15 protein-coding genes are annotated in these 12715 nt (G+C 62.6%); 4 read left to right on the top strand and 11 right to left on the bottom strand.

All coding sequences use genetic code 11. The annotated features are described in order from the left end of the window. Positions 1–40: 40 nt before the first annotated feature. Genes AC3WQS_RS00320 through AC3WQS_RS00305 form a run of 4 tightly spaced genes read right to left on the bottom strand, consistent with a single transcriptional unit; the run spans position 41 to position 3006 of the window. Entirely contained in the window at positions 41–478 is a 438-nt protein-coding gene (locus AC3WQS_RS00320; RefSeq protein WP_428689493.1) for an SRPBCC family protein, read from the bottom strand. A 10-nt stretch (positions 479–488) separates the two neighbouring features. Next, positions 489–1028 (bottom strand): LiaF domain-containing protein, encoded by a 540-nt coding sequence (locus tag AC3WQS_RS00315; protein ID WP_492712633.1) that lies wholly within the window; start codon positions 1026–1028, stop codon positions 489–491. 46 nt (positions 1029–1074) lie between these two features. Then, the gene (locus tag AC3WQS_RS00310) at positions 1075–1605 is read right to left on the bottom strand and encodes a gluconokinase (RefSeq protein ID WP_020909302.1); all 531 of its coding nucleotides are present in this window, start codon (positions 1603–1605) and stop codon (positions 1075–1077) included. A gap of 12 nt (positions 1606–1617) precedes the next feature. After that, the gene (locus AC3WQS_RS00305; protein WP_019745529.1) at positions 1618–3006 is read right to left on the bottom strand and encodes a GntP family permease; all 1389 of its coding nucleotides are present in this window, start codon (positions 3004–3006) and stop codon (positions 1618–1620) included. Between the two features lie 133 nt (positions 3007–3139). On the opposite strand from AC3WQS_RS00305, the gene AC3WQS_RS00300 reads away from it, so the two are divergent. Both AC3WQS_RS00300 and AC3WQS_RS00295 read left to right on the top strand, forming a co-directional pair. Next, a complete protein-coding gene (locus AC3WQS_RS00300) occupies positions 3140–3868 on the top strand; it encodes a FadR/GntR family transcriptional regulator (protein WP_042953057.1) in 729 nt (242 codons plus the stop codon). Positions 3869–3965: 97 nt separating this feature from the next. After that, positions 3966–4973: an NAD(P)H-dependent glycerol-3-phosphate dehydrogenase gene (locus AC3WQS_RS00295; RefSeq protein WP_019745531.1), complete on the top strand. Its 1008-nt coding sequence runs from the start codon at positions 3966–3968 to the stop codon at positions 4971–4973. Positions 4974–5027: 54 nt separating this feature from the next. Here the strand turns inward: AC3WQS_RS00295 and AC3WQS_RS00290 are convergent, their stop codons facing one another. The 4 genes from AC3WQS_RS00290 to AC3WQS_RS00275 form a co-directional block, all read right to left on the bottom strand. Then, a complete protein-coding gene (locus AC3WQS_RS00290; protein WP_355330290.1) occupies positions 5028–5864 on the bottom strand; it encodes an SDR family oxidoreductase in 837 nt (278 codons plus the stop codon). A gap of 173 nt (positions 5865–6037) precedes the next feature. Then, a complete protein-coding gene (locus AC3WQS_RS00285) occupies positions 6038–6757 on the bottom strand; it encodes a M50 family metallopeptidase (protein WP_003940327.1) in 720 nt (239 codons plus the stop codon). Further along, positions 6754–7941: an ATP-binding protein gene (locus tag AC3WQS_RS00280; RefSeq protein ID WP_007729973.1), complete on the bottom strand. Its 1188-nt coding sequence runs from the start codon at positions 7939–7941 to the stop codon at positions 6754–6756. The genes AC3WQS_RS00285 and AC3WQS_RS00280 overlap by 4 nt, the downstream gene beginning before the upstream one ends. Positions 7942–8059: 118 nt before the next feature. Beyond that, positions 8060–9121: an NAD(P)/FAD-dependent oxidoreductase gene (locus AC3WQS_RS00275; RefSeq protein WP_408988634.1), complete on the bottom strand. Its 1062-nt coding sequence runs from the start codon at positions 9119–9121 to the stop codon at positions 8060–8062. Between the two features lie 122 nt (positions 9122–9243). On the opposite strand from AC3WQS_RS00275, the gene AC3WQS_RS00270 reads away from it, so the two are divergent. Continuing rightward, positions 9244–10098, top strand: coding sequence for a hypothetical protein (locus tag AC3WQS_RS00270; RefSeq protein ID WP_205906935.1), 855 nt, complete (start codon positions 9244–9246; stop codon positions 10096–10098). 76 nt (positions 10099–10174) lie between these two features. Here the strand turns inward: AC3WQS_RS00270 and AC3WQS_RS00265 are convergent, their stop codons facing one another. From AC3WQS_RS00265 to AC3WQS_RS00255, 3 genes are read right to left on the bottom strand one after another with little or no spacing between them, the layout of a single operon-like run. Further along, positions 10175–10615 carry a MaoC/PaaZ C-terminal domain-containing protein gene (locus AC3WQS_RS00265; protein ID WP_020909310.1) on the bottom strand — a complete coding sequence of 147 codons (441 nt, stop codon included), beginning with the start codon at positions 10613–10615 and terminating at the stop codon, positions 10175–10177. Next, a complete protein-coding gene (locus AC3WQS_RS00260; protein WP_019745537.1) occupies positions 10612–11061 on the bottom strand; it encodes an FAS1-like dehydratase domain-containing protein in 450 nt (149 codons plus the stop codon). The genes AC3WQS_RS00265 and AC3WQS_RS00260 overlap by 4 nt, the downstream gene beginning before the upstream one ends. 9 nt (positions 11062–11070) lie before the next feature. Next, complete coding sequence (locus AC3WQS_RS00255) at positions 11071–11715, bottom strand: TetR/AcrR family transcriptional regulator (protein WP_020909311.1); 645 nt, start codon at positions 11713–11715, stop codon at positions 11071–11073. Between the two features lie 112 nt (positions 11716–11827). Between AC3WQS_RS00255 and AC3WQS_RS00250 the strand changes: the two genes are divergently transcribed. Next, positions 11828–12709 (top strand): alpha/beta fold hydrolase, encoded by an 882-nt coding sequence (locus AC3WQS_RS00250; RefSeq protein WP_020909312.1) that lies wholly within the window; start codon positions 11828–11830, stop codon positions 12707–12709. Positions 12710–12715 lie beyond the last annotated feature (6 nt).

The raw sequence follows: 12715 nt of genomic DNA, 5'->3' as shown, positions 1-12715 counted from the left end.
AGGCATAAATTACTCGAGTGTGTGCAAGTTTGGCTCGCAATCACGGCCGGGAGAGATAAGCGGAGAGTCCGCGGTGCCCGCCACGCATCATCGCTTCATGATTCCACTCGAATACCGGCTTCGCGATCTTCGAGGCCAGACCGAGCGCTCCGGACACCGCTACTTGTTGCCGAAAGTCGGCGACGCAGCCAGATTCAGCGGGGCGTACCACCCAACTACTCCACCCGGTCATGGCCCCGGAGAGACGCACTTGCAGATGGCGGGCAACGGGGTCTTCGACCTCGCGTCGCCCGAAGACGAGCAGCGTCAGAGGGACAGCGCTGCGGATGGCCATGGAGCCCGAGTGCTCGTCGGTCGCCCGGACTCGGCGTATCTGAGGCCACCACTGCGAATACCGCTCGGCATCCGCGAGAACGGCGTAGACGCGGTCGGCAGAGGCCTGGAGCGTCCAGACGCTGTGGAAGTCGAAGTCGGTCACGGCGTCCGAGCTAGCCGGTGCGCACGGTGAGATCGCCGAACAACGAATACGAGACGACACGAATAACCGGTGCACCTGGGCCAGGATCCTGTCGACCCCCGTCGAATTCCCGATCTCCGAAAAGGTCGAAGCCACCCAACTCGACTGAAACACCCTCCGGAACCCGCAGCCTCGTGTCCCCGAAGATCGACACGATGGTGATCGTCGAGGAGGACGCTGTGATGGTTGCCGATCGCAGATCGAACTTGACGTCCCCGAACAACAGCAGAGCGAGTGTCTTTTTTGCCAAAGACCAACGGCCGGAGCGCTTCGTGTCACCGAAGACACCGACGATCGTTGCTTGCGGCGGCGACACCACAGCAGGTGGTGCCGCACTGAACGGCACGATCTGCTCGAGCTGCCCTCGATCTGCGGTGGGCGACCACACCACTGCCGCCTTGTCCGAGTACTCCTCGAGGGTCAAACGCCCCTCACCCACCGCGACTTCCAGACGCGCTTGGGCATCGACAAGCAATTGATCGACGTCGTGGCCTTCGTCAGCAGCAGTCACCCATGCACCGTAACCCGAACCTCGGGTGCTTACACGCCTGGCATGCTCAGTATTCGAACGTCTCCACCCGTCGCAGGATCTCCTCCGCAATCTTGGCGGGACTACCGCCCACGTCGACGACGATGGCCTGCTCGTCCGGGTCGACGGCCTCGAGCGTCGAGATCTGGGAGTCGAGGAGCGAGGCGGGCATGTAGTGATCGAGGCGGGCGGTCAATCGCTGGCCGATCTGATCCCGCGAACCGGCGAGGTGCACGAACACGACGTGCTCACCGCGAAGCACGTCGCGGTAGCTGCGCTTGAGTGCCGAACACGTGACGATGCCCGGCTGACCGGCGTCGGTATGGCTCTTGATCCAGACGGCGATCTTGTCGAGCCAGGGCCAGCGATCGTCGTCGTTCAACGGATGCCCGGTCGCCATCTTGTCGATGTTCGCCTGCGGGTGCAGATCGTCGCCTTCTTGAAGGTCCCAACCCATCGCTCCGGCGAGCATGCCGCCGACCGTCGACTTTCCCGAGCCCGAGACACCCATCAGGACGAGCACGGGATACTGCTTCTGCTGTGCCGCTTCGCTGTTCATGTGCTCGCCTACCTAGATGAATGCGCTCAACACGAGCACTCCGGCCAGGCCCGATACCGAGATGATGCATTCCATCACGGTCCAGGTCTTGAGGTTCTGTACCACGCTGACGCCCAGATACTCTTTCACCAACCAGAATCCGGCGTCGTTGACGTGCGAGAGGAAGAGCGAGCCTGCACCGATCGCCAAGACCATCAGCGAGACATGTGCGGACGAGAGGTCGGCCGCAACCGGAGCGAGGATGCCCGACGCCGTCACCGTTGCCACCGTTGCCGAACCCGTTGCGACGCGGATCAATACCGCTACCAGCCAGGCCAGGAACAGCACGGGAAGGCTGCTGCCCTTGATCGCGTCGGCGATCACTCCGGCGATACCGGTGTCGATCAGGACCTGCTTGAAACCGCCACCGGCGCCGACGATCAACAAGATGCCTGCGATGGGAGGTAGGGAACTCTCGAGCGACTTCGAGATGGCCTTGCGGTCCATTCCGCCGCCGCGACCCAGCAGCACCATTCCAACCAGAACCGCGAGACCCAAAGCCACAACGGGTGTTCCGAGGAAGTCGAGGACGGATTTGGGGAGTGCCTCGGAATCGGGTGCGATCACGTCGGCGAATGCCTTGCCCAGCATGAGAACAACCGGGAGGAGGATCGCTGCGAGAGTCGCCGCGAACGAAGGGCGCTGCTGCTTCTCTTCTTCACCTCGATCTTCGCCTGTGACAAAGAGATCCGGAACCTTCACGTCGACCCACCGCGCTGCGTACTTGCTGAAGACCGGTCCGGCGAGAACGACAGTGGGGATCGCGACGAGGACACCGAGCGCGAGCGTGAGGCCGAGGTTTGCGTTCAATGCCGAGACTGCAACCAGCGGCCCTGGGTGCGGGGGAACCAACCCGTGCATGGCCGAGAGGCCGGCGAGGGTGGGGATCGCGATGCGCATCAGGGACAATCCGGATCGCCGCGCGACGAGGATGATGACCGGCATCAACAGAACGAGACCGATCTCGAAGAACATCGGCAGACCGATGACAGCGCCGACCAGAGCCATGGTCCACGGGAGTGCCTTGGTGCTGGAGCGGCCGACCAGTGTGTCGACGATTCGGTCGGCACCACCGGAATCGGCCAGGAGTTTGCCGAACATCGCGCCGAAACCGATCAGGATTCCGACGCTTCCCATGGTCGATCCGAAACCGGTGGCGAATGCTGCAACCGACTCTGCCGAACCGAGGCCGGCCGCCAGACCGACACCTACCGCGCCGATGGACAGCGCGAGGAAGGGATGCAGGTCGAGCCAGGTGATCAGCGCGATGATGACCGCGACGCCGGCGACTGCAGCGATGATCAATCGTGCGTCGCTACCAGCGGGGACGACCTCGGCCGCCAGCAATGCTGTGGTGTTCATAGGGACTCCCAGTCCGATGAGTGATTGAGGTCACTGTTCCTTAATTAACCTACAATTTCAAGAGCAGACACTAATTTGTAGTATTTATTCGCCTTGCACCGGGCTTACTCCATACGCATGGGACGATCTACGTATGCCTTCTGTCCCGTTTCAGCAGTTACACGACTCGATGCTGGAACAGCTCGGCCAAGACATAGTCGGTGGTGTGCTCCCCCCGGGAACCACGATCTCCGCCGACGAGGTGGCAACGCGCTACGACGTGTCGCGAACCGTCATCCGCGAAGTTGTCCGCGTTCTCGAATCGCTCGGATTGGCTTCGGTTCGTCGACGCGTCGGAATCACCATCCTGGGCTCCGAACACTGGAACTCGCTCGACCCCAATGTCATCCGCTGGCAACTGGCCGGTCCTGATCGGTTCGAGCAGCTTTCGATCCTGAGTGAACTCCGTTCCGGTATCGAGCCCCTGGCGGCGCGACTGGCCGCAACTCGCGCAACACCCGACCAGTGCGGCGCTCTGACCGCAGCCGTCATCGGCATGTCAGCTACCTCTCGCGCTGCCGATACCGGTGCCTATCTCGGCCATGACTCCGACTTCCACCGCACCCTGCTCGCCGCCTCCGGTAACCCGATGCTGCGGGCGATGTCGCAGATCGTCGTCGAGATACTCGAAGGCCGCACACGCCACTCCTTGATGCCCCACGAAGCCGACCCCGAAGCGATTCACCTGCACGGAGTGGTCGCATCAGCCATTCAGTCCGGCGACGCCGACGCTGCAGAAACCGCGATGCGCTCGATCGTCGCGGAATCCGCAGAAGCGGTCGAAACAATGCGCGAAAGCCCCGAACCGCCGCCTCATCTGTAAGTCGAGCCACAGACTCGCCGGAATTGGCCCGCAACTGCTCCGCAAGTGGAACGCTTGGCGCCATGACAGCACTCGCTACCCAGAACAGCGCACTCTGATGGCCCGCCCGGTACGCGTCGTCGTCCTCGGTGCCGGATCGTGGGGAACCACGGTGGCCGGCCTCGCTGCCCGCAACACTCCCACCCTGCTGTGGGCACGAAATTCCGAAGCGGCCGACGAGATCAATTCGCAACGGACCAACTCCAAATACCTTGGTGAGCGCAAACTTCCCAAGGGCCTCAAGGCAACCTCGGATCTGGTCGAAGCCGCTCGTGAAGCGGACGTACTCGTATGCGGGGTGCCTTCGCACGCCGTTCGCGCCACCCTCGCCGAGATCGCCAACGAGGTTCGGGCGTGGGTCCCGGTGTTGTCACTGTCCAAGGGCCTCGAGCCCGGCACCCGGCAGCGTCCCACCGAAGTGATCGCCGAGTGCCTGCCCGGCCATCCCGTCGGACTGCTCGCGGGCCCCAACATCGCCAAGGAGATCGTCGACGGCATGGCCGCGGCATCGGTCGTGGCCACCCAGGACGATCGCGTCGCCGCCGCGCTGCAACCCCTGTTCGCGTCGTCGGTCTTCCGTGTCTACCGCAACACCGACGTGCTCGGCTGTGAACTCGGCGGCATCCTCAAGAACATCGTTGCCATCGCCTCGGGCATGGCCGACGGCCTGGGAGTCGGGGACAACACTCGTGCGATGGTGCTCGCGCGCGGTCTCGCCGAAATGACCCGACTCGGTGAAGCGATGGGCGCCAACCCGCGCACCTTTGCCGGCTTGACGGGCGTCGGCGATTTGATCGCCACCTGCATGGCTCCGACTTCTCGCAACCGTCGCGTCGGCGAAGCTCTGGCGCAGGGATTGACCGTCGAGGAGGCGGTCGCCAAGCTCGGCCAGGTCGCCGAGGGAGTAAAAACTGCCCCTACCGTCATGGATCTGGCTCGCGAATACGGAGTCGACATGCCGATTGCCGCGGAGGTCGAGGCCGTCATCGGTGGTCGCCAAAGTGCCAGCGACGCATATCGCGGACTTCAGAAGGTTGCCCCGGGCGGCGAGCACGAGGTGGCGTGAGGAAGATCTACAGGTATCTAGCGATTTGGCTAGATACCTGTAGATCGCCCGAGATCACGGAATTGGAGCGTCGACGAAAATGTCGATAGCCAACGGTGACTGACCGCCGTACTGCGAGAAGTCCGAAATCCCCGCCTCGCGCAGGACATCGACGTCGAGCACCGTCCGACCGGTATCCGTGCCGGCGGGACGTCCGAGAATCTCGACAGCCGCATCAGCCATGATCTCGGGTGAACGCGAGTGATCGATACTTTCGTCTCCCCCGAGCAGGTTTCCGACGGCAGCCGTGGCGATCATGGTCTCCGGCCACAGACAATTACTCGAAATCGGTGCACCTGAATACTCCGCGGCGATACCCAAGGCCGCCAATGTCATTCCGTATTTGGCCAGCATGTAGCCCGGATGAGCACCCAACCAGTGCGGCGAAAAGTTGAGCGGTGGCGACAGCGTCAATACGTGCGCGTTGGCCGAAACCCGAAGGTACGGAAGGCACGCTCGGGTGAGCGCGAAAGTGCCACGGACGTTGACCTGCTGCATCAGATCGAATCGCTTCATCGCGAGGTCTTCGGTTTTCGAAATGTCGAGGACGCTCGCGTTGTTGACCACGATGTCGATACCACCGAAGTGCTCTACCGCTGCATCGACGGCGTGCGCGATGTCGTCGTCGTTCCTCACGTCACCGACGACGGGAACGGCATGACCCCCAAGCTCGTTCAACTCGTCCACAGCCGTGTGGATTGTTCCGGGCAACCGGGGGTCAGGCGTATCGGTCTTGGCGAGCAACACGACGTTTCCGCCGCGGCGCGCTATCGCACGGGCGATGGCAAGTCCGATGCCACGGCTTCCCCCGGACATGATCGCGGTTCGTCCGCGGAAGTTCTTGTCGTCCAAAACGAATCCTTGTCATCGTCGACGGTCTTCGTCGCTGCGGGTGTGGCCGCGGGAAGTCCCGGCGCGACCACTCGTCGACTTCCATGATATGAGCGCCTTCACGCGATGACTACGTCCGCGGAGCATCAATAATCGTTGATCCATTGTCCCGTCAGGACAACTGATCAATGCGGTCAGCCACCCACCGGGCGCAGGATCCACCATCCGCCGAGCACGAGCACCGCGACGTTCACGAGCAGAAACAAACCGACCCAGACGATCGCGGGTATCGGTGAGAGCCTGGCCAATTGGTCGGCGTCCGAGTCCGGTGCCCCGCCTCGCCGCATTCGCTGCCGTTGAAGTTCCACGACCGGGCGCGGTCCGGCAAAGAGCAGGAAGAGCGTCAAGAAGTAGGCAGCAGCCACCTGCTGCTCCTGGGTCCCCCACCAGACGAGTCCGAACAACACGGCTCCCACCACGGCAAGTGAGAAGACTCCGTAGAGGTTTCGGATCAGAACCATCATCACCGCGATCACGAATACGCCGATCCACAGCACCGAGACCGCACGCTGCGCGCCCAACAACCCGGCCGCGCCGAGTCCGAGAATCGACGGTCCGACGTACCCCGCGAACGTCATCAGAATGACGCCGAAGCCGGTCGGTTTGCCCGACGAAATCGCGACACCCGACGTATCCGAATGCAGGCGAAGACCTTTCAGCCGTCGACCGACCAGGACGGCGACGATCAGATGAGCGCCCTCGTGTGCGATGGTGACGACGTTGCGGGCGATCCGCCACAGGTGTGGTTCGAGAACAATGATCACGGCGATCAACGCGGCCAGTTGAACCACCCACGCCGGCGGATTGGGACTGAGCGCCGCCACCCGATCCCACGCGGTTTCGAGCGCGTTCACTCCGCTTGTCCGCGCAGGTATCGGCCGAAGTGCGGAACCGTGAATCCGATGGACCCACGTTCTGCCGAATAAATCAGTCCCTTCTTGATCAGTCCATCGCGTGCCGGCGACAGGGAAGCCGGCTTGCGCCCCAACTCGACGGCGATCTTCGCGGTTGCGACGGGTCCGTCGTCACCGGCGAGATCGGCCATGGCGCGCATGTACTCACGCTCCGCGGGCGTTGCTCGCTCGTACCGTGATCCGAAGAAGCCGACAGCGAGTTCTTCCTCAGCCGTCGGCGCGCCGACGCGCACGTCTTCTGCCGTGATCGGACTCGACGCCGCCACATCCCACGTGGCCTTTCCGTAGGCCTGAACGAAGTACGGGTACCCGTCAGCCGCTTCGTACAGAGCGTCGAGCGCAGATTCGGTGAACTCGACGTCCTCACGCTCGGCAGGCGCAATCAGTGCCTGATCTGCAGCTTCCCGCTCGAGCCGATCGATCCGGTGGTAGCTGAACAGGCGCTCCGAGTAGCTTTTCGACGCCGACAGCACAGCAGGCAGATGCGGAAGCCCCGCCCCGACGACGATCAACGGTGCCGCGTCCTGACTCAACTCGTGGCAGGCCCCGCAGATCGCCGAGACATCCGCGGCACCGAGGTCCTGCATCTCGTCGATGAAGATGGCGATCCCGACGCCGACATCCCTGGCCAGCGACGACGCGTCGAGCAGCAACTCGACGAGGTCGATCTCGATGTCGCCGCTGTCTGCCCGACCCTTGATCGCGGGTGCATCGATGCCTGGTTGCCAGCGCTCGCGCATTCCCTTGTCCGCAGTGGCGCGTAGGGCAAACGATTTGAGGACTCCGAGGAACTGCTCGACCCGCTCGGGATCGCGATGGGAGACCGCGATCTCTCGGACTGCCATGTGCAGCGCCGACGAGAGTGGGCGTCGTAAATCCTGATCGGGGCGCGCCTCGATCTTGCCGGTCCCCCAACTTCGGGAGATCGCGGCCGAACGCAACTGATTGAGCAGGACGGTCTTGCCGACGCCACGCAAGCCGGTGAGGACAACACTTCGTTCCGGGCGGCCACGCGCAATTCGCTCGAGAACGACGTCGAAGGCGTCGATCTGCTTGTCGCGCCCGGCGAGTTCCGGCGGGCGTTGACCGGCACCGGGGGCATACGGATTGCGCACGGGGTCCATGCCCATCGACGGTACAAGCCGAGTAGACGAATATCCCGCTCTCTAGCGCGTGTCCTAGAGAGAACTAGGAACCGCAATATCGGCTCGACCTTGTCGAACCGGGCTCCGGCATCGTCGTCTAACCGTCCAGGCTCGACGCTCGGGCGAAGTCCCCGGCCACGTGGGCTCCAATTGCTCCGGCCAGAATGATCGCCGGATGCGTCGCGGCCAGATAGAGCCCCGACACGCCTTCGGCGAAGCCCAGCAGCGGGCGGCCACCACGCGGGATGGGACGGTCAGCGACTACCGCCTCGATCAGTTCCACTTGGTCACCGTCCACGAGCTGACTGCGGATCGCGTGCAGCGTCGGCCCCGCAAGCTCACGAGCATCTCCGGAGAACCCGGCCGGAACATCTTCAGCCGCAATCAGTGTCGTGTCGTCCAATTGCCGGATCTCGAAATCCGGAGAGGACAGTATTCCGTTCACCAATGGGTGGGGCGTCGAGAATCTGATGAGGCAACACGGGGAGGCGTCGACCTCGACGTCGACTCCCGCCGACGCCGCGAGTCCAGGGATCGCGGTACCCGCAGCGAGCACGGTGGCCGATCCGTAGACGGGACCGTCGGCAGTCATTACTCCGTACACTCTCATGCCCTCCGTGAGCACCCCGCGCGCACTGACATCGGAATACACTGTGGCACCGCACTCTTCGGCACCTCGCAGGAGCGATCGAGCGAACGCAACCGGGTCAACGCCACCGTCATCAGGCGCGTACGCTGCGACCGAGGGGGCCGTCCGCAATCCCGGCTCACGAGCAAGGATTTCCTCTTTACCGATGAGGTCGACGGGATGGCCGAGTGCTCGATGAGCATCTACGAACGCTCGAGTCTCCGCTTCCGTCTCTTCCCAGGTGATCGCGCCTCTGCGGCGCAAACCGATTGGCTCGACGAGTTCGCGCTCCAGGCGGTCGAATTCGACTGCAGCGCCTTGCCGGAACGGATCTGAGTAAGTTTCTGCGGCACTCTTCGAGAGGCCGACCCAGGCAAAGGAGTTGCCGGTCACCCCTCCTGCCACCGAGCCGTGGTCCAGCACCGTGACTCGGAGACCAATGCGCGCCAGGTGATACGCGATCGACGCGCCGACGACACCGGCACCAATCACCAGGATCGGACTGTCGTTTCGGCCATTCGGATGCGTCACCAGTGGACCATATCTGCGAGCCGCGACCTGGATCCACTCAATTTGGATGCGAGGACGTCGGCGTTAGCGGAGGACTAGGCCTGTTCCCGCTCGGCGCACATCGGGAACGATACGGTGTGCTCATGCTCTGGCGTTGGTTCGCAGTCGTGATCGTCATCCTCGCTGTTGCCGGCATTTGGCACGTGACCATCCCCGATCGACCAGTTGCCGTAATAGTCGACGCCGAGACGCTGGGGTGCGCGACCCCGTATCCGATCGGCCCGCTCCAGACGACATCAACGGCGACGGTTCCAGACGATTTCGTACCCGTCGCCGCAGTCACGTGCGACCCGTATGTCAGCGACAACGTGGCAGCCGACCGAACCGTCAGCTTCTCTGCTCATCGTTGGGAGGGCGATTTCAGTCGGGCGGTGGAAATGCTGAACCGCTCGTCCGCGCACAAGACTTGGTTCCCCGAAGGCTGCGGTGACGACTACAGCCTGGCTGTCCTGGACCAATTCTGGTTGGTCGACGATCGAGGCCGAGCAACTCGGCCGGGGTATCCCTCCGATTCGTGTGGACTACCGAAACCCGGTGGCCTGGCCGCCATCAAGGAACTGACACCGGTCGGCAGTACCGAACACCGAATAGCGTTGTCCGACGACCAGATCTACGAACTGTCGCATTGCCGGCCGGCCTACCGACCAGCCACAACAGGTACCGCGGCGCTGGCATCGCTGTCGGCGGGCAGCGTTTTCTGCCGATTCTCCGCCACCGAATTCGTAGGCACATCGTCTACGACGGAAACCTTCGACGGACTTCCACCCGCTCCCGACTGTGACGCGGTGGCCACCGAGGTGGCATCGACGATCTACGTGGACCGTCCTACGAACGAGGAACGATTACTCACCGTCGAACTCGACGGCTGTCGGCGCGTCATCGCCGACGGATACGCACCGATGCAAGCGTCGGACGAGCTGTTGGTGTCTTTCCGGTAGTGCTGCGCCACAATGCAGTTGATCTCCCGCCCGGATGCGTAGGTCCCGATGTGACCAGTGACAGCCCGCAATCCTGTCAGGCGCCCGGGAACTGAAGGTGCGCTTGAGTCTTTCCCAGAACCGTCTGGCCCTTGTGCATGACGGTGACATCGATACGCACAGTCCGCGTTGTGGAGTCGATCCGCGCGATCTTCGCAGCGATGGAGAGATCAGCACCATCGACGGCATCGACTACGACGGGCCGAGTAAAGCGGGTTTCATACGAGATCACACCGCTCGGGTCACCAACCCAGTCGACGATGACCTGCAAAGCAATTCCGGCAGTGAGCATTCCGTGCGCCAGAACTCCCGGTAGCCCAGCCGCAGCAGCGATTGCGTCGTTGAAATGGATCGGGTTCATGTCGCCGGAGGCACCGGCGTAGCGAACTAGGTCATCACGAGTGAGGACCAGATCAACCTTCGCGACGATGTCACCAAGGACGAGGTTTTCGAAAACCGGCACGGCGGGTACGGTCATGCGCCTTCTCCTCGCGCCAGCAGGGTCGAGGTGACCGTTGCGACCAAAGCGTCGGTCACGTCGTGAATCTCGGAAACTGTCGACAGGATCGCACTGCCTGCTCGCACTGTCACCCCTGTAATCGTCAGTGTCGTAGACAGGTCATCGCCGGCGACTATCGGACGCTGATGCTCGATCTTCTCGGAAGTATGGACCACACGAGTCGGATCGAGCCCAGTATCCGGTGTGCGCAGCAGTGCCATGATCGCTCGTTGCTGGACAACGGTTGTGAATGTTGTCGGCGCGATGACATCGACGAACCCGGCCTCCCTGGCGACACCGACATCATGGTGCAAGGGATTGCTCGAACGCACCGCCAGAGCGAACTCGCGAATCTTCTCGCGCCCGACAAGGTACGAAGACGAGGGAAACACCCGGCCGGCGAGCGCTGGGTTCACAGGAGACATCCCGGAATACTAACGGCGGCCGACTTCGGGTTCATTCGTGGCCTGAGGTCTCGTCGGCCCGAGAATGCGATCGAGGAGACGCTCAACCAACTGGGCCGCCAATTCTGCTGTGGCGTAGCCGGGAAGCATCCCCTGGGCGAGCCCGGCGACAGCCGCCAGAATGAGCTCGGCGTCGAGGTCGGGATCCATTGACGGCGCAACCGCGTCCCGATTGGTCACTCGTTGAAGCTGGCCGGAAATGAGCGCTGTCAACTCTCTTGGGGCAGTGAGGGTTTCCTCGGCGGCGATTCCTTGTCCGGTCAGTGCGGCAGCGTGGAAGGCACCGAGAACAATCGCTTCCTCCCGACGTTGTCGATCGAGTGGGAGCATGCCGATAAGGAACGCTGAAATAACCTCGCGGGGTGTCGCTTCCGCGCCAAGAACAGACAACTCCTGCATCAAGCGAGCACCCGCATCCTGACGCACAGCTTGATGCGTCGCGAGAAGGAATTCCCGCTTCGTGCCGAAGTAGTACTGCACAAGTCGCACCGAAATCCCAGCCTCGGCAGCAACGGACTGAAATGTCACCGCCGCGAGCCCACCGTCGACAATCACTCGCCGCACCGCATCGGTGATCTCCCGTTGCCTCACTTCATGGTCGACCAGTCGCGGCATGAGGCTGTCCTTCCCCTTTCGAATGGATGACTTTGACTCGTTAATGATACGCACGTACCGCATTAGTGATACGGTCATACCATCAAAATTGAATGCAGCGAGAGGGAGGCTCATGCCGAAGATCGGACGATTCAAGAACGAAGCATCAAAGCAGGCGTACGAGAGCATCTACCGAGAACTGGAGGGCACCTGGCCGGTTCCGTCGACACAACTCGACGTGCCGACATCGTTCGGAACCACCCATGTCCGTAGGTCGGGGACCGACACGGAGACGCCGATCGTCCTGCTGCACGCAGTCGGCGCCAATTGTCTGCAATGGCACATCGTCATCGAGGACCTGTGCCGGGACCGAGTCGTTTATGCGCTGGACACGATCGGTACTGCAGGCCGCAGTGTGCAGACCGCTCCATTGACCGGGGAATCCGACTTCGCCACCTGGGTGGGCGAGGTATTGAACGAACTCGGGGTCGATCGCGTCCACCTGGTCGGCTACTCGCATGGTGCGTGGCACGCCGTTCTCGTAGCACTGCACGCCCCTGAACGACTGGCGAGTGTGACCCTAATCGAACCGGGTGGAGTCTTCGACAAGCCCTCGTGGCGTGTGCTGCTGAAGATGATCCGCGCCGGTATGCGCCGCACCGACAAAAATATTCGCAAGCTCAACGATTGGCTGTCCCCCGGGTACGTCATCGGCGATCGCGAGTTCGCTTTGGTTACAGAGGCATTGAACTACCGGCCCGGTGTCGGGTGGGCACGAATGCTCAAAGATGCAGAAGTGCAGTCGATCTCGGTTCCCATGCTCGTAATCTCCGGCGCCGAGACGGTGGTCTCCAGCCCCGAGCAGGTGGCCGCGAGGTTAGCTGATCTTGTACCTGAAGCCGAAGTGGAGATTTATGCCGGAACCGGCCACGGAATCCTGGGACACATACCTGATCGGGTAATTCCCCGACTCATGAAGTTCGTCCGCAATCATGACGACGCGAAGCGGACGTGATCTCGC

The sequence above is a fragment of the Rhodococcus sp. FW305-130 genome (genome assembly GCF_058788335.1).
This window is presented reverse-complemented; position numbering and strand designations above follow the sequence as displayed.